The sequence below is a fragment of the Acinetobacter pragensis genome (genome assembly GCF_001605895.1).
Taxonomy (GTDB): domain Bacteria; phylum Pseudomonadota; class Gammaproteobacteria; order Pseudomonadales; family Moraxellaceae; genus Acinetobacter; species Acinetobacter pragensis.
Map to the genome: position 1 here is coordinate 1 of NZ_LUAW01000016.1, position 17,114 is coordinate 17,114.

The window sequence follows — 17,114 nt, forward strand, 5'->3', positions numbered from 1 at the left end:
TCCTTATCAAAGGGGGATTTAGGGGGATTTATAAAATTAAGGATTTTAAAATGCCAACATTTACTTCAAATGATGCTGAAATCAATTACGCAACCTTTGGCGATGCCAGCAAACCTGCGATTATTTTTTCCAATTCTTTGGGAACCAATTATCAAATGTGGCAGCCGCAGATAAATTTCTTTAAAAAAGATTATTTTATAATTTGCTATGACACCCGCGGTCATGGCGCATCATCGGCACCGCAAGGGCCTTACAGCTTAGAACAGCTGGGAACGGATGTCGTCAATCTGCTGGATCATCTGAATGTTGCAAAAGCCAGTTTCTGCGGTATTTCAATGGGCGGCTTAACGGGCCAATGGCTGGCAATTCATCATCCTGAACGCTTTAACCATGTGGTTGTCTGCAATACAGCAGCAAAGATTGGTCAAGAACAGGCTTGGAATGACCGAGCTGCTTTAGTGAGAGAGCAAGGTTTAAAATCGATTGCCGATACAGCAGCATCGCGCTGGTTTACCGAACCCTTTATCCGAAGCAACGCAGCAACTGTAGAATCTTTGAGTAACGGCCTAGGCGCTGGCAGCCCAGAAGGTTATGCAAGCTGCTGTGAAGCTTTGGCTAAAGCGGATGTCCGTGAACAGCTTAAAAACATTACTGTGCCAACTTTGGTGGTTGCAGGTCAAAAAGATCCAGTTACGACTGTCGCTGATGCGCAGTACATTATCAATCATGTCCGCAGCAGCGCTTTGTATGAAATCAATGCGTCGCATATTTCAAATCTGGAACAGCCAAAAGCTTTTAACCAAGCGGTGCAGAGTTTCTTACAGCAATAAGCAGCTCAACGGATTCAATCCAATATTAATTTTTAAATAAAGCCTTACTTTCATGTAAGGCTTTATTTCATTTCAAGACTTTGTTTTAATGGCGGCGTAAAAAACAAACAGGATAATTAAAATAATGACTGCCAAATATCAAAAAAATGGATTGATACTGCTTTTTAGTTTAGCTCTGGGCTTAAGTTCTGCGGTTTACAGTGCAAATGTCACGACTCAGCGCGCTGCGGATATTAAAGCCTATACTCTCATCAATGGCGGTGGTATTGATGATCTTTCAATAGAGCTAAAAGATGTTAAAAATAGGCATATATATGCTTATTGCATACATCAATGCGGTGATTGGTTTGCTTATGACCCAGAATCGGATGGTTATGCGTTAAAGAAAAAATACCAAGGCGCTAAAGTATGGGCTTCACTTTCATATGAAGAAAATCATGACCGTATTGTTGGTCCAAGCCATGATGAAGAACTTTATTTTGTGAAAAAAATTAAAATTGAAAGTATTCGCTGAATTAATCTTGCAGTCAGAATAAAAAAGGCCGAAGTATTGGAGTCCTTCGGCCAAAACAGGAACTTAGAAAATAAATTGATTTAAATCAATGCCTCATAATATGCTATGCCACCTGTCCATCAATAATCCCCTGCGCTTTTAATGCTTTTAATTCATCTGATGTTTTAAAACGCGATAAAATCTGCGCTGTGTGCTCACCTAATTGCGGCGGCGCATGCCGATATTCCACAGGGGTATCCGACAACTTCATTGGTGAGCCAATGACTTTAAAGTTGCTGTTTAAGCGGTGTGGAAGATTGACCACCATGTTTCGGTGCTGAATTTGCGGTTCATGCAAGGCATCTTCAACAGAGTTGATTACACCGACGGGCACTTTTACCGCATGGATGGCATCTACCCATTCTTCCGCTGTTTTATGCAAAAAATATTCAGACAGCAAAGGAATTAACTTATCACGGTGTTTGACCCGATCCTGATTGCGCAAATAATGCGGATTATCCAGAAGTTCAGGATAACCGATCGCGATGCATAAATCTTTGAACTGTTTATCGTTGCCGCAAGCGATAATAAACTCTTTGTCTTTTGCTTTAAATGTTTGATATGGAACAATATTTGGATGATTGTTTCCCATACGTACCGGCGCTTTGCCAGACGTTAAATAATTCATGCCCTGATTGGCCAGTGCCGCCACCTGTACATCCAGCAAAGACATATCTATGTATTGCCCGCGCCCAGTATGCTGGCGCGCCAATAAAGCCGCCTGAATGGCAATGGTTGAATACAGTCCTGTCTGAATATCCACCACAGCCACACCGACTTTCTGCGCTCCGCCGCCAGCTGCACCATCCGGTTCACCGGTAATGCTCATTAGGCCAGACATGCCTTGAATAATAAAGTCATAGCCCGGCTCTTCGGCGCGCGGGCCATCTTGGCCAAAACCAGTGATTGAACAATAGACTAAGTTTGGATTTATAGCGCTCAGCGCTGCATAATCCAGTCCATATTTGACCAATGAACCAGCTTTATAATTTTCAATGACGACATCGGCCGTTTTAGCAATTTCATAAATTAGGGATTGGCCTTCTTCGCTTGAAATATCAATCGCAACTGAATATTTATTGCGGTTGGCACATTGAAAATACCCAGATTCACGTGTTGGGTTGCCCTGCCGATCCGGCATCCAAGGCGGGCCCCACATGCGGGTGTCATCACCGGCTTGCGGGCGTTCAATCTTAATCACTTCAGCGCCTAAGTCCGCCAAAATCTGTCCGCACCACGGTCCGGCCAATACACGGCTTAAATCCAATACTCTGATTCCTTGCAATGCACCCATTCGCTTACTCCTTATCGCCATGAAGATTTCAGATTCTTCATGGCGTTTAATTTTTTATTTTGCAGTGACTGTGTTTGAACTGGCTTTGCTTTGAGCATCGTGAAACGGTGTATCCAGCTGGCCCTGATTTTCCTGCGGCTCTGCAGAAAGTGTGGCTTGCTGCGGATCATACTGACGTTCGCGAATGAACAAACCGGGTATCACCCCTGCAATAAAGTACGCAGCGCCCATTACAATAAATGCCATGGTAAAAGAACCGCCGGCGGCAATAAAACCAATGGTGGCTGGCGCAATTGCAGCACCCAGGCGTCCCATGTTGTAGGCTCCGCCAATAGCTGTTCCGCGGACATCGGTAGAAAAGCTTTCTGCCATATAAGTTGCATTCACGCCATATGGAATGCCGTAAAGAAAACCAAAAGTCACCAGCATGTATGCAATATTGTCCGGCGTATTATAAAAAATGATGATAGGTAAAAAGGCTGCTGTAGCGACTGTTCCAAAAACAAAAGTAACACGGCGCCCCAGCTTGTCAGCAGCATAGCCTGATAAAATTTTACCAAGAATCATTGCCGTATAAGCGCCAACCATATAGCCCGTCATGGCTTTAAAGTTCATGCCCAGCTCTGTTTCCAAATACGTTGGCATCCAGTTGTTTACGCCGTAATAGCCGAATTGCAGAAAAGCGGCTGTACTCATCCAAAGCAGGAACATTTTGCGGTGATTGCTATGTCCAAAAATACGTTTATAAATGCTTTCAGATGGCGCAGATTCTTTGAATGCCGCTTGAGGCGCAACCTCTAAATTCAATTCGCGGCGTTTGATCTGTTCAATTTTAGCTTCCTGCCAAGAAGCTGGCTCTGGAACAAAACGCATGAAGATTAAAGCGAATGCAGCCGGCACTATGGTCACATAGAACAGCATGCGCCAGCCATGATCCGGGATAATTGAGCCAGCCAATAAGGTTGCAACAATGTAGCCTACGGTTTGTCCTGTTTGCAGAGTGCCCAACACCGTTGTCCGGTATTTAGTCGGTACATACTCTGCCATTAATGTATTGCATGCCATATAAAGCGAACCTAGGCCAAATGCGCCGACAAAACGCAGAATCAGAAATTGTTCATAGCTTTGGGTCATGCCTAAAATGCAGGTCATAAGAGAGAAAAATACTACCGACCACGCAATGATTTTAACACGGCCGAATTTGTCGCAAGCCCACCCGCCGGATATGCCGCCTAGCGCCATGCCCGCTAAAGAAGCACTGCCCAGCATGCCTGCCTGAAAAGACGATAGGCCAAATTCTGCTTTTAAACTGGTTAAGCTGAATGACAGCAGCATAATATCGACGCCGTCTATCACCAGCGACACAAAGGCGAAAATAAACGCCATTTTCCATGTATTGCTGTTAATGCGGTGCATTGTCCCGACATTTTTTGGCAGTTTCAGCGTTCCAGCGCCACTTTGCATTTCATTGCTCATTATCCATTTACCTCATTTTCCCAAATGAGTCATCGACATTCCTATGTCTCTGCTTCTGCCTGATATTTTTGTTCTTTTTATGGTTTCACACTTAAATTCAGTTCAGTCAAAATGCAGATTTACAAGAGTATTTCACGATGAATCCTTTATATATTGACTGTTATTCACGGTTAATTTTTTGCATAAAAACTCTTAAGATGCTCCCGGAAGAGCATCTGAGTGAGTTCATTTAAATTAGTTGCCGAATGCCGCGATGCCTGTTTGCGCACGGCCTAAAATCAGTGCATGCACATCATGTGTACCTTCATAGGTATTTACGACTTCAAGGTTAACCAGATGGCGCGCCACGCCGAATTCATCTGAAATGCCATTGCCGCCGAGCATGTCACGGGCTACACGGGCAATATCCAGAGCCTTGCCGCAGTTATTGCGTTTAATCAGTGATGTGCCTTCAACCGCGGCAATGCCTTCATCCTTCATGCGGCCAAAACGCAATGCCACCTGCAAGCCAAGTGCAATTTCTGTTTGCATATCGGCTAATTTCTTTTGGATTAACTGATTTGCAGCCAATGGACGGCCAAACTGCTTGCGGTCCATCGTGTATTGATGCGCCGTATGCCAGCAGAATTCAGCTGCGCCCATTGCGCCCCATGCAATGCCGTAACGCGCACTGTTCAGGCAAGTGAAAGGCCCTTTTAAACCGCGTACTTCAGGAAAAGCATTTTCTTCAGGAACAAAGACATTGTCCATCACAATTTCACCTGTGATTGATGCACGCAGGCCCACTTTGCCATGAATTGCCGGTGCAGATAGCCCTTCCCAGCCTTTTTCCAAAATAAAGCCGCGGATGTCTCCGACATTGCCTTCTGTTGAAACTTCTTTTGCCCACACCACAAAAACATCAGCAATAGGACTGTTGGTAATCCACATTTTTGCACCGGTCAGGCGGTAACCGCCTTCCACTTTCTTGGCGCGGGTAATCATGCTGCCCGGATCTGAACCATGATCTGGTTCGGTCAGGCCGAAACAGCCAATGTATTCACCGGTTGCAAGTTTTGGCAGGTATTTCTGCTTTTGCTCTTCTGAACCAAATTCGTTAATTGGCACCATTACCAAAGAGCTTTGCACGCTTGCCATAGAGCGGTAGCCGGAGTCGACATATTCAATTTCACGCGCCACCAGACCATAGCTGACATAATTCAAGCCCGCACCGCCGTATTGCTCTGGAATAGTTGGCCCTAATAGGCCAAGTTCGCCCATTTCACGGAAAATGGCTGGATCTGTCTGTTCATGACGGAATTGCTCCAGCACACGCGGCTGCAAGCGGTCTTGACAGTAAGCATGCGCTGTATCACGGATCATGCGCTCTTCTTCTGTCAATTGCTTCTCTAATAAAAACGGATCTTGCCAGTTGAATTGAACTTTTGCTTTTTTCACATTAACCATTTGATTCATCGCTTCCTCTGCTTAATCAGGCTTTGTTTGTTTTCACTGATGCTATGTGTGAAAAGCGCCCCAATCAAACGATTAATTTGCATGCAGTTATGCGATTACCGCATAACTTAAACGATAAGACCCTAAGTTAAGCATTTCAGCCACTCTGTTATGCCTCACAATGCACTATGTTTAGACGATGGTCTGATATTTAATTTATGCTTATATGACATTTTGTGATACCTATCGATAAAAAGGACTTTATCTATGCGGCGTAATATTCCATCTTTGCAAAGCCTGATTTGCTTTGAATCCGCAGCCAAGCACTCCAGTTATACCCATGCATCGCAGGAACTGTTTATTACTCAAAGCGCTGTTTCAAGGCAAATCCAGCAGCTGGAAGAATACTTGGGTGTCAATCTGTTCAGCCGGACACGCCACGGCGTAGAATTGACCGAAGCCGGCAAGCAATATGCAAAAAGCATTAAGCCTTATTTGCAGGGTATTGAAAAAAGCACAGCAGACATCATGACGCATAAAGGTCTGGGCGGAACGCTGAAATTAGGTGTGGTCCCAACATTTGCAACACGCTGGCTGTTGCCTAAACTGCATAAGCTGAATACGCTTCATCCTGAAATTACTGTGCATTTAGAAACCAGCACCAAGCCTTTTTTATTTAATGAAAATGTATTTGATGCGGCTATTTTTGCTGGAACCCAGCAGCAGATAGAGCACTGGCCGGGTATTCAGGCACATTACCTTATGGATGAAGAAGTGGTTCCCGTCTGTTCGCCTGCGCTCATTCAAAACCGTTTTCCAGCGGCGGTCATGCAAAATGAATACAGCTATGACCTGAGTGATGAAGAACTGCTTTTAATGCCGCTGCTGCAGCAAACCACCCGTCCGAGTATTTGGCAAGAGTGGTTTCAGGCGCATCAGATTCAGCATCCTAAGCCTTTCGATGGACAGCGCCATGAACTGTTTTCCATGCTTGCTGTCGCGGCCAGTCATGGCATGGGCATGGCGCTGATTCCGCAAATGCTGATTGAATCCGAACTGAGAAAAAAGGAGTTGGTCATTGCATCAAGTAAAAAACTGCAAGGCAGCCGCAAATATTACTTAGTTCACTCCAGTCAGGACAGTTCGCCGCAAATACAGAAATTTGTAGATTGGGTGATGCAGGAATTAAAATTTTCTGCACATGTTCAAAATTAGCTCTTCGTTTTTAAAGGATCAATTCATCATGCAAAAACTTGTTGTATTTTCAGGCGCCGGCATGAGTGCGGAAAGCGGAATCAATACGTTTCGGGACAGTGATGGCTTGTGGGAGCAGCACCGCATAGAAGATGTGGCAACGCCGGAAGCATGGACGCGTGACCCGCAGCTTGTACAGCGGTTCTACAATATGCGCCGTAAAAATATTTTAAATGCCCTGCCGAATCTTGCGCATCAGCTGATTGCGCAATTGGAACAGCGGTATGATGTACATGTCATCACTCAAAATATTGATGATCTGCACGAGCGCGCCGGCAGCAGTCAAGTTTTACATCTGCATGGCAATATCCGTTTGGCAAAAACATCTGGGCCAACGGCGCAGTACACACAAGAGTTTTTCCCTATTGAGGGTACAGCGCTGGACATTGCCCAAGATAAATGCCCAAACGGATATCCTTTGCGTCCACATGTGGTTTGGTTTGGCGAAGCTGTGCCCGCCTATGAAGAAGCCTGCAATTTAGCAAAACATGCGGAAATTTTTATTGTGATTGGCACCAGTCTGGCAGTTTATCCTGTTGCTGGACTAATACATGAAATCCCATCATCTTGTCAGGCCTATTATATAGACCCTCAGGCGGACTATCTGCGGGTACCGCATCAGTATCAGCTCATTGCAGAGACGGCAGTTGCAGGCATGCAAAAACTCGCAGATTTACTGCTGCATTGATTCATACTGAATCACGCTGCACTTTTTTCGAACAGAAAATATTGCTTTTATAGATTTATCTTCAATATCCTACCGCTTTTACCTTGCCTAGGCGGAAAATCCAGCTAATTTAGCATTTGATTCATTCTGGCATCATAGTTGCTTAACAGTATTACGTTTTAGAAAAATAGTAATATTGGGGCTGGCAAATATGAGTTACGCTGCAAAACCGCTTACGCCAAAAAGCAAACTGCTGCTTGGGTTCGGGTCATTTTTAATTCCAATCCTCATTTGGTGCGCTGTCAGCTATTTACCTTTTATTTGGCATCCGCAAGTTCAAATTACTCAGTCTGGCAGCGTGGCATATCTGCAAACCGGCAGCCGTGTAGACAAAGCCGTGTTCTATGCCGAAGCTCAAAATGCTGTAAATGCCGGCGCTGAACCGCCTCAAGGCAAACTGGTTAACCCGATTTATCTGCCTGCGCCGCATGAAGTGGCGAAGGCATTAGTGACCGCGTTTATTACACCGCCAGCACAGCCGGATGCCCCATGGTTTCATCAAAGCCTGTGGCACAGCATTAAAATTGTCTTTACAGCGTTTTTCATCGCTTCATTGATAGGCATTCCCTTAGGCATTCTTTGCGGCTTTTCACAAAAAATATCTCAGCTGACTGAACCTTTTGTTGAATTTTTCCGCTATTTGCCTGCACCGGCTTTTGGCGCATTGGCTGTCGCGATTTTAGGCATTAATGATGCGCCCAAAATTGCCATCATTGTGGTAGGCACGCTGTTCCAGCAAATTCTGATTATTGCGAATACCACCCGAATGGTTGACAGAGGCTTGATTGAAGCTGGCTACACACTCGGTACCAATAAACTGAAAAGCCTATTCAATGTGGTCATTCCCGCAGCGCTGCCTGACATCTACCGTGATTTGCGTGTACTGCTCGGATGGGCGTGGACATACCTCATTGTTTCAGAACTGATTGGCACAACCACCGGGATTACATGGTTTATTACTCAGCAAGCGCGTTACCAAAACTTTGACAATGTCTATGCCGCTATCCTGATTGTCGGTGTGATCGGTCTGGTCTGTGATGTCATTTTAATGAAACTTGGCGAACACTTCTTTAAATGGAAAGCAGGAGCAAAATAATGAAAGCAACCGAATTTAATCCGTCAGAGTATTTCGATTCTATTTATGCCCGCCCTGTTATTTTAGAAGCAAAAAAACTCAGTCAAGTATTTAAGCATGGCAAAAATGAACGCACTGTTTTAAATCAGCTGGATCTAAAAATTCATAAGCGGGAATTTATCTGCGTGATTGGCCCATCGGGCTGCGGTAAATCAACTTTCAGCCGGATTGTAGCCGGACTTGACCCTTACAGCAGCGGGGCGCTTTTGGTCGATGGCAAAGCCATTGAAGGCCCAAGTCCTGAACGCGGTATGGTCTTTCAAGGCTATACCCTATTTCCATGGAAAACAGTCAAAGAAAATGTGATGTTCGGCCCTTTAATGAAAGGCGCCAGCAATGCTTCTGCCGAAGCCAGCGCCCGTGAATGGATTGACATTATTGGCTTGGAAAAGTACGAAAATCAGTATCCGCATCAGCTGTCTGGCGGTATGAAGCAGCGTGTCGCCATTGCCCGCGCGCTGGTGAATGAGCCAAAAATTTTGCTGATGGATGAACCATTTGGCGCGCTTGATCCGCATACCCGCCAGAAGATGCAAAAGCATCTCATGGATCTTTGGCAAAACATTGATATCACCATTATTTTTGTAACGCATGATATGGATGAAGCCATTCTTTTGGCAGACCGTATTGTCGCACTGAAAGCGAACCCTGGTGAAATTAAAGAAATTATTGAAGTTGACTTGCCGCGCCCGCGCAACGCAGAACTGATGCTGACGCCTGAATTTAAACGTCTGCGTGACCGAGTCGATTTCTTGGTGCATGCACAGGAAGATGAACGGGATCCGGCACTTGAGAATTTGCCTAAAATTCCGCGCATGACTCAAGTGAGCACCAGTAAATAATTAGCTTGATATTTTTTGACTGCACATCTTTGGGACGGCCCAAATGATGCCATACAGCGTTGGACGGCCAATAGAGGAAAAGAATGATGGATGAGCAATATGTATTGCCATTGGTAGATATCTCTCTGTTGAATAGCATGAATGCAGAAGATCGGCAGCAAGTTGCAAATAAGCTGAATCAGGCCTGCAAAGACGTCGGATTTTTATATATTCGCGGTGAGCAATTTCAGCCAGAACTGTTCAGCAATTTACTAAAAGTGACGCAATCTTATTTCTCTCAGCCTTTAGAGAAAAAAATGCAGAACTATATCGGCCAATCCTTAAATCATAGCGGCTATGTTCCTGTCGGCGAGGAGCAATTTACCGAATCCAGTATTGACCTGAAAGAAGCCTATGACATTAACTATGACTATCAAGGCGCAGCGTTAAAATTCCCGCTGCTCGGCCCGACGCAATGGCCTGAAGATACAGCGTTTAAACAGCATGTATTGTCCTATTATCAGCACTTAAAAGCCATTGGCCAGCAAATTTTTCAGGCGATTGCAGTTGCATTAAATTTAGATGAGCATCATTTTGATGCCTATATTTCCCATGCGCCCAGCCAGCTTCGGCTTCTGCATTATCCATTCAATCCTGCCGCACAGGATGCTGAGGGCATTGGCGCGCACACAGACTATGAATGCTTTACCCTGCTTTTGCCCACCGCGCCGGGCTTGCAAGTACTGAGCAAACAAGGTGAATGGATTGATATTCCATTACTGAAAAATACGCTGGTCATGAATATTGGCGATATGATGGAAATCCTGTCCAATGGGCGCTGGCTGGCGACCAAACACCGCGTTAAAAAAGTGCAACAGGAACGCTATTCTTTTCCGCTATTTTTCTCTTGCGATTATGACTATGTCATTCAGCCCGTTATTCCGAATGAACAGCCGCGCTACCCTGCGCTTAAAAGCGGTGAGCATTTGTTTAACCAAACGGCGCAAATCTTCAGTTACCTGAAAAAGAAAGTCGCCTCAGGTGAAATCGTCCTGCAAAATGCCCGCCCGCTATCTTCATTCGGCATGCCTGAAAACCCAATGGAGCCAAAATAATGAATTTATTTGAAGCGCTCAAGTTAATTCCAACTCAGCCTGCTGAAGATGCTGTAATTCCAGCATCGTTATTTGGCGCTTTCCGCCGTAAAAGCATCAGTTTCTTTAATGGGCTCACTGATGAAAAAACCATTGTGTACTGGTTTCAGTCAAAAACCTTCACTATTGATTTACGTCTAAAAAACCAGCGGGATACCCCATTGACAGAACGCCAAGGCTGGATTGGTGAAACATTGTGGGAGCCTGAAGCTGAACTGCTGTCTTGGTGCGTTGCAAAGAACGGTAATTTTCAGAATCACATACAGTGGCCAGAACCTGCCAAACTCCATACGGTCGGCAATTGTATTTTAGAGTTCTCCCCAAATAACACTTATGTCGAAGACTGGCGGCAACAGGCCGACTCTGGCGTCTTCCTTGGTCTGCGCATTCAGTCAGCCCAGCATCTTGCAACTGGAAAACAGATTGCCTTAGACGGCGGGCTGATTATTTGTGGTCAATACATGGCCTATGCACAGTCGCGCTTGCCCGAATTACAGAATCAGTTATCTGAATACTCAAATTTAAATGAGGCTGTGCAGCTGAGCGCTGATACTAGCGCAACAGTGAAAGCAATTGAAAATTTTGAAGTGTCAATTTCTTTAGCGAACCAGAAAATTGATTACAGCACCCAAAGTTTTAAAACCGGTCAGCAAATGCTTCTGGATGACTTTGAGGTTCTGGATGCTCAGACGTTAAGCCAGCAGAAAATGATTAATGGTGAACCTTATACCGTGCTGTTTAAGGTGGATACCTATGCCCCGCATTATGAATTTCAGCGCAGTACCTCTGCAAGTTCTGCATGTGAAAATTGGTATGCCGCAGAACAGAATCATTTGGCTTTTCATGCTGCAGCAGTCAAATAAAAGGAAAATATGTCTTTTTTATATTTAGTTATTGCTGTCATTGCAGAAGTCCTCGCAACCTCTGCTTTAAAGGCATCCAATGGATTTACAGAACTTTGGCCCGTCATTTTGATGATTGCCGGCTATGCCATTGCACTTTTCTTTTTAGGCCTGACGTTTAAATCTATTCCGATGGGCTTGGCATATGCGCTGTGGTCAGGTGCCGGCATTATTTTGATTTCATCCGTCGGCTGGATTTACTTTAAGCAGCAGCTGGATATGGCGGCAATGATTGGGTTAGCTTTTATGATTTTAGGCATTGTCATTATCAATGTTTTTTCTAAAAGTACCCATCTTTAACATTTACACCCTGTTTTACTCATTTTTATTTGCATCAGAACTTCGTTTTGCGGTTTTTTTCGCTTGCAGGGTTTAGCCATTCTGTTTTAATGGCGGCTCAGCCTGTTTGAAAACCCAAGCCTGCATGCAGAAAACGGTATTTAAGATTTTATTGGCTGTATGTATTTGACACAAAAAATCCCAAGATATCTTGGGATTTTTTCAAATGCGCTTTACTTATTTCAGCTCTTCAACCAATGCTGGATAAATCGAGCCGTCTACATCCATTTCTGTTTTATAAATGCCATTAGCCACGTTGAATTTATTGACATGATAGCTTGAACCATACAAAGAATCAAAACCCTCACCCTTGCTAAACACTTTCTTATTCGCTTCTAAATCCAGCAAGTGTGTTCCGCCAATAAATTGTTCATACTGCGCAGGATCTACACCTACACGGGTTGACATAATTTTCACTGCATCGGCATGCGTTGCAGGGTCATTAATATATTTAACAGTTTTGTCCCAAACCTGAATAATCTTTTTCCATTCTTCTTTATTGGCCGATAAATGGGCCATATTGACGGTTAAGGTGTCATAAATTAAGCCGGGCTTATCCTTTGAAGTATAGATAATTTTAGACCCAGCAACAGTTTTTAAGGCTTGATTCGCCACTGGCTGCCAGACCGCAATCGCTGAAATATCCGGGCTGGCAAATACTTGCGGCAATTCATTGGTCATGGTATTGACCAGTTTTACATCCGATAGCTTAATTTTGGCATCTGTTAAAGCAGTGGACAGCAGTAAGTGATCAACCAGTCCTTTTTCAGTCGCAATATTTTTGCCTTTCAGCTCACTGATATTATTAATGCCAGCCTTGGCAATAATCACATCGTTGCCCGCCGAATAATCTGTCGCCATAATCATGACACCTTTGGTGCCGCCAGAACCTGTCACCAGATTATCGCCATTGGTTACTAAAACGGCATCCAGCTGATTAGCGGCAAAAGCAGATAAAGACGCGGAATAATCGAACCATTTAAAATCTGCATTAACTCCTGCTTCTTTCAGCCAGCCCTTTTCAATTGCAACCTGCCATGCGACAAAACCGGGCCAGTCACTATAGCCAATGGTGATGGTTTTTTCAGAAGTCTGTCCTTCTGCTTTCGCGTTCGGTTCTGGCGCCTTGGCGGTATTGTCACAGCCGCTCAGCAGAATTGCGGTAACTACAGATGCGGATAACAGCGCTTTTTTGATCATGATGCGATTTCCCCTATGCCAGAGCATTTGAATTTGGTATTTGTGGATTGGATGGATTGAATATAGTCACGCCAGCCGCCAAAATGGCTGATATCTAAGGCGTCTTCCAAGGCATGGCCTTCGCAAATAAAGCCTTTGGCCCAGCTGCCGTCTGCCAGCTGCACATTGCCAATGCCTAAAGGTGCTGGAACTTCCACAACAATGTGACCGAAATTGGCTAAGGGAATATCCCAAACTTCGACATCAATGGCTTGACCGCCTTTACTGGCGTACTGCAGCCCTGGTTTTGGCGGCGCGGTGTTTTTCAAGGCATATAATTTGTAATTTGGCGCCGTTTTAGTGGCTTTGAGCAAAGTGCCGCAGCGTGTGCTTAACTGAAAATTCAGCGGCATGCCTGTCAAATGCGCGCCCACCACCGCCAGCTGCACTGAATGGGCTGATGTTATTTTGTCAGAAGGTTCATAGCTGATTTCAGAGGTGCCCAAAGGCAAATCCGCTGCTTGCTGCCAAGCCTGAGCAAAATTTGCCAGCGCTTGATCCATCCATGCAGAAGCAATAAATGTCACCCCTGTCGGAAGGCCATCTGCTCGAATGGCATTCGGCAATGCGATAGCAGATAAATCTGCAAAATTGACAAAATTGGTATAAGCGCCCATATGGCTGTTTTTCACAAGCGGGTCGGCTTCAACTTCGCTGATTTTATAAATAGTCGGTGCAGTCGGTACCATTAAGGCATCGAAAGGCGCCAGTGCTAGGTTAATTTTCCGTGCCAAATCTGCACGTTCATATTCTGCCTGCATGGCATCTACTGCAGAAAATTGATCCGCTTGCGCGATAATTTGACGAATCACAGCATGCGTCTGTTCACGCTTAACCATTTTTTCTACAGCGCTGGTGCGCTCTGCCACCCAAGATTTATTGTAAAGCGCAGAGGCCAATTGATTAAAAACCGTAAAATCGATTGATTCCACTGTATAGCCCAATGCTTTTACACGTTCCACAGCCTCAAAAAATGCCTTTTCTGACGCGGTATCACCATAAAACTCCAGCTGTTGCGGTATTGCAATTTTTGCTTTAGAAAATTGAGTCGGCACATTTGCAGGATGCTGGCGAGAGTATTCATCTGCTGCGTCATAGCCTTGCATCACCTGTGCTGCCTGCCATGCATCGTCTGCGCTTAAAGCGAAAACTGAAATCACGTCTATGGTGCGGCACGCAGGAATTAAGCCGGCAGTAGAAAACCAGCCTTTGGTCGGCTTTAAACCGACAATATTATTATGGCCTGCCGGCACACGGCCTGAACCGGCAGTATCTGTGCCCAATGAAAATGGCACAATGCCTTTAGCGACAGCGACTGAAGAGCCTGAGCTTGAACCTCCGCTGATATATTCGGGGTTAAAACTGTTTTTAACCGCGCCATAAGGTGAACGCACACCCACTAAGCCCGTTGCAAACTGATCTAAATTGGTTTTCCCTAATACAATTGCGCCAGCTGCTTTAAGTTTAGCCACGACAGCAGCATCGGTTTCTGCCAAATAGCAAGCTTCTTTGCATGCAGCTGTAGTATGAAAACCAGCAGCATCAATATTATCCTTAACGGCAAACGGAATGCCGTACAGCGGCAAATCTGCTGGAGAAAGGCCATTCAAGGCAGAAAACTGCATTTGCAGCTGCGCATCATTGGCGATTTCAATCCATACATGGCCATCGTTCTGAATGGCGGCTGCATAGGCCTTCAGGTCTTGCAGTTGAATGCTTCCAGAGGCATAGGCCTGTTTCCAGTCTTGTATAGTCCATAGGTCTTTCACGGCTTAAGCTCCTTCTGTCTGTATGTTGTTTTGCGGAATTGGCGGCATGACCGCATTCATTAATTCCAGATGCCCTTTGGTCACACCTTTTAAGACAATAAAATGCTGGCTAATGGCTTTCAGCTCACTACTCAGCCCTTGCAGGATCATGACTTCTAAAATTTTTTTATCATCAAGCTGAATATGCAATGAGCTGACGACTTGTTCTAAAAACTGCTGCTGCAAATCTAAAAGCTGCATCCGCAGCGCGGCTACACTCGCGTCATACAGCAAGGTAAAGGTGCCGACCATGACTGCATTGCGCTGTTCCTGATCGGCAATCAGATGTTTATTAATCATGTCCACAATGGCTTGCGAGCGGCTTTCGTAATGCTGATCAACAATCTTTTGATCCAGCGCATTGACCGTCATTTCCGGTACAGTGATGCTGATACGCGCCAATTTCTGCTTAGGCACGGCTTTATCCTTTTTTTGACTCTTGCTTAATATAAAAACCGGCACGTGCGCTAAGCAATTCAATTAAAAATGTCTTAAACAGATGCAGTATTTTTGCTGAACGGCTGCTGATCATGTGCATCTCCTTCGAGTAATACAAAAAATTCATTTGGTAATACCATTAGAAATGCAGAATCTGTGCCAAGGTTTAAAATCATCAAAAACAGCAATGCCGTGCCAATTTGATATTTTTTGTGCGAAAAATGTGCAGAAAATTGCACTTTAATGTGCGTGCTGCACCACCGACGTTACTTTTATAGTTTTGTTATTTTTTAAATTTTTCTTTACGGCTCACGGCATATCACCATATAAGCAGTTCATTTGAAACCATCAACGCGCGCCACAAAAAAATAAACATCATTTATAATGCTATTGATCGGCCTAATGTCAAATAAGCTTATGAAGTACTTCAGTTGCGCTGTATGCTGCAATCAGGTGTTTTTTGCCAATTCATACTGTATGAACTGTCAAACCGCATTAGGTTATATCGCCTCTGAAAAAGTGATGGGCTGCTTTGAAAAACACAATGCGACACTTTGGCTGGCGCTCAACCATAGCATTCATGGAATGCGCTATAAGCCTTGCCATAATTATCAGCACCATCAAGTATGCAATTGGATGATTCCCGCAGAAAGTGATGAGATTTATTGTGAATCGTGTTTGCTTACTCACACCATTCCCAACTTGGATAATCCCGATCATATTGTTTATTGGGCGCGGCTTGAACATGCCAAAAGGCGGTTTTTGTATTTAATGCAGCAGCTCAACATTATGCCTCACCCCAAACGCAGCGAAGATGACCGTTTTGGACTGCGTTTTGACTTTTTAATGCCGACTGAAACTGAACCTGTTATGACTGGGCATGCCAACGGCATTATTACCTTAAATGCCAGTGAAGCGGATGTCATTTACCGTGAAACTACCCGTATAAAAATGGGTGAAAACTATCGGACGCTTTTAGGCCATTTCCGCCATGAAAGCGGGCATTATTATTTTGATTTGATTAAGCATTTCCGGCCTGAATTAATTGATGAATTCCGTGTTTTATTTGGAGATGACAGGCAAGATTACCGTGAAGCGCTTAAACGCCATTACAACGATGGCGCACCGCTCAATTGGTCAGAATCTTTTGTCAGCTCTTATGCAAGCACACACCCATGGGAAGATTGGGCGGAAACATGGGCGCATTATCTGCATATGATGGATACTTTAGAAACAGCCTATCATGCAGGCTTGTCGGTTAAAACCGATAAAATTGGTTTAAATAATTTAGAATTGAAGGAAAATCCTATTGGCGCTCAAGATTTTGATGTGCTGTTGCAGCATTGGATGACGCTGACTTTTAACCTGAATGCCCTAAACCGCAGCATGGGCTTAGATGATGCTTATCCTTTTACCTTATCTGATCCAGTACTGGAAAAATTGAGATTTATCCATCATAAATTGCTGAAATTATCTTTTAATCATAAAAATAGCGCTTAAACTTCAAACTGTTCTTGATTTGAAGGTTTTTTGATTCATAAGGGCTTCCTATCTCAAGCGTTACCTAACATATATTTAACATAGATCCTGTTGCTAAATAGAGCACGCTCTAAACACACAGACCAACAATTATTTGAAATGCACCCAATAGCTGATTTTATGCTCTTTTTTTGACAATTTATTTCAGCCGCAATCAGGTAAAATGAATCA

General features: G+C 44.4%; 16 protein-coding genes. 10 read left to right on the forward strand and 6 right to left on the reverse strand.

Annotated elements, in window-relative coordinates; all coding sequences use genetic code 11:
* Positions 1–50 precede the first annotated feature (50 nt).
* Together pcaD and AZH43_RS07070 are read left to right on the forward strand one after the other, a co-directional pair.
* The gene (gene pcaD, locus AZH43_RS07065; protein ID WP_067668138.1) at positions 51–830 is read left to right on the forward strand and encodes a 3-oxoadipate enol-lactonase; all 780 of its coding nucleotides are present in this window, start codon (positions 51–53) and stop codon (positions 828–830) included.
* A 124-nt stretch (positions 831–954) separates the two neighbouring features.
* On the forward strand, positions 955–1,344 hold the full coding sequence (locus AZH43_RS07070; protein ID WP_067668141.1) for a hypothetical protein: 390 nt from the start codon (positions 955–957) through the stop codon (positions 1,342–1,344).
* 103 nt (positions 1,345–1,447) lie between these two features.
* On the opposite strand, the gene AZH43_RS07075 is transcribed toward AZH43_RS07070, so the two are convergent.
* The 3 genes from AZH43_RS07075 to AZH43_RS07085 all read right to left on the reverse strand — a co-directional run bounded on the left by AZH43_RS07075 (position 1,448) and on the right by AZH43_RS07085 (position 5,608).
* Positions 1,448–2,677, reverse strand: a complete 1,230-nt coding sequence (locus AZH43_RS07075) for a CaiB/BaiF CoA transferase family protein (RefSeq protein WP_067668144.1) — start codon at positions 2,675–2,677, stop codon at positions 1,448–1,450.
* Positions 2,678–2,731: 54 nt separating this feature from the next.
* The gene (locus AZH43_RS07080) at positions 2,732–4,153 is read right to left on the reverse strand and encodes an MFS transporter (RefSeq protein ID WP_067668146.1); all 1,422 of its coding nucleotides are present in this window, start codon (positions 4,151–4,153) and stop codon (positions 2,732–2,734) included.
* Between the two features lie 234 nt (positions 4,154–4,387).
* The gene (locus tag AZH43_RS07085) at positions 4,388–5,608 is read right to left on the reverse strand and encodes an acyl-CoA dehydrogenase (RefSeq protein WP_067668148.1); all 1,221 of its coding nucleotides are present in this window, start codon (positions 5,606–5,608) and stop codon (positions 4,388–4,390) included.
* Between the two features lie 246 nt (positions 5,609–5,854).
* Between AZH43_RS07085 and AZH43_RS07090 the strand changes: the two genes are divergently transcribed.
* The 7 genes from AZH43_RS07090 (at position 5,855) to AZH43_RS07120 (ending at position 11,880) form a co-directional block, all read left to right on the forward strand.
* Complete coding sequence (locus AZH43_RS07090) at positions 5,855–6,802, forward strand: LysR substrate-binding domain-containing protein (protein WP_067668150.1); 948 nt, start codon at positions 5,855–5,857, stop codon at positions 6,800–6,802.
* A gap of 28 nt (positions 6,803–6,830) precedes the next feature.
* Complete coding sequence (locus tag AZH43_RS07095) at positions 6,831–7,529, forward strand: SIR2 family NAD-dependent protein deacylase (RefSeq protein ID WP_067668301.1); 699 nt, start codon at positions 6,831–6,833, stop codon at positions 7,527–7,529.
* 190 nt (positions 7,530–7,719) lie between these two features.
* Positions 7,720–8,664, forward strand: coding sequence for an ABC transporter permease (locus AZH43_RS07100; RefSeq protein WP_067668152.1), 945 nt, complete (start codon positions 7,720–7,722; stop codon positions 8,662–8,664).
* On the forward strand, positions 8,664–9,545 hold the full coding sequence (locus AZH43_RS07105) for an ABC transporter ATP-binding protein (RefSeq protein WP_067668154.1): 882 nt from the start codon (positions 8,664–8,666) through the stop codon (positions 9,543–9,545). Before AZH43_RS07100 ends, AZH43_RS07105 begins: the two co-directional genes overlap by 1 nt.
* An 86-nt stretch (positions 9,546–9,631) precedes the next feature.
* On the forward strand, positions 9,632–10,639 hold the full coding sequence (locus AZH43_RS07110) for an isopenicillin N synthase family dioxygenase (RefSeq protein ID WP_067668156.1): 1,008 nt from the start codon (positions 9,632–9,634) through the stop codon (positions 10,637–10,639).
* Positions 10,639–11,541 (forward strand): hypothetical protein, encoded by a 903-nt coding sequence (locus AZH43_RS07115; RefSeq protein ID WP_067668158.1) that lies wholly within the window; start codon positions 10,639–10,641, stop codon positions 11,539–11,541. The genes AZH43_RS07110 and AZH43_RS07115 overlap by 1 nt, the downstream gene beginning before the upstream one ends.
* A 9-nt stretch (positions 11,542–11,550) precedes the next feature.
* Positions 11,551–11,880 carry a DMT family transporter gene (locus tag AZH43_RS07120; protein WP_067668160.1) on the forward strand — a complete coding sequence of 110 codons (330 nt, stop codon included), beginning with the start codon at positions 11,551–11,553 and terminating at the stop codon, positions 11,878–11,880.
* Positions 11,881–12,096: 216 nt separating this feature from the next.
* Here AZH43_RS07120 and AZH43_RS07125 read toward each other — a convergent pair whose 3' ends face one another.
* From AZH43_RS07125 to AZH43_RS07135, 3 genes are read right to left on the reverse strand one after another with little or no spacing between them, the layout of a single operon-like run.
* A complete protein-coding gene (locus tag AZH43_RS07125) occupies positions 12,097–13,119 on the reverse strand; it encodes an ABC transporter substrate-binding protein (protein ID WP_067668162.1) in 1,023 nt (340 codons plus the stop codon).
* On the reverse strand, positions 13,116–14,927 hold the full coding sequence (gene atzF, locus AZH43_RS07130; RefSeq protein ID WP_067668164.1) for an allophanate hydrolase: 1,812 nt from the start codon (positions 14,925–14,927) through the stop codon (positions 13,116–13,118). The genes AZH43_RS07125 and atzF overlap by 4 nt, the downstream gene beginning before the upstream one ends.
* Before the next feature lie 3 nt (positions 14,928–14,930).
* Positions 14,931–15,383 carry a CopG family ribbon-helix-helix protein gene (locus AZH43_RS07135; RefSeq protein WP_067668165.1) on the reverse strand — a complete coding sequence of 151 codons (453 nt, stop codon included), beginning with the start codon at positions 15,381–15,383 and terminating at the stop codon, positions 14,931–14,933.
* Between the two features lie 438 nt (positions 15,384–15,821).
* Here AZH43_RS07135 and AZH43_RS07145 point away from each other — a divergent pair, with 438 nt between their 5' ends.
* Positions 15,822–16,904 carry a zinc-binding metallopeptidase family protein gene (locus tag AZH43_RS07145; RefSeq protein WP_067668303.1) on the forward strand — a complete coding sequence of 361 codons (1,083 nt, stop codon included), beginning with the start codon at positions 15,822–15,824 and terminating at the stop codon, positions 16,902–16,904.
* Positions 16,905–17,114 lie beyond the last annotated feature (210 nt).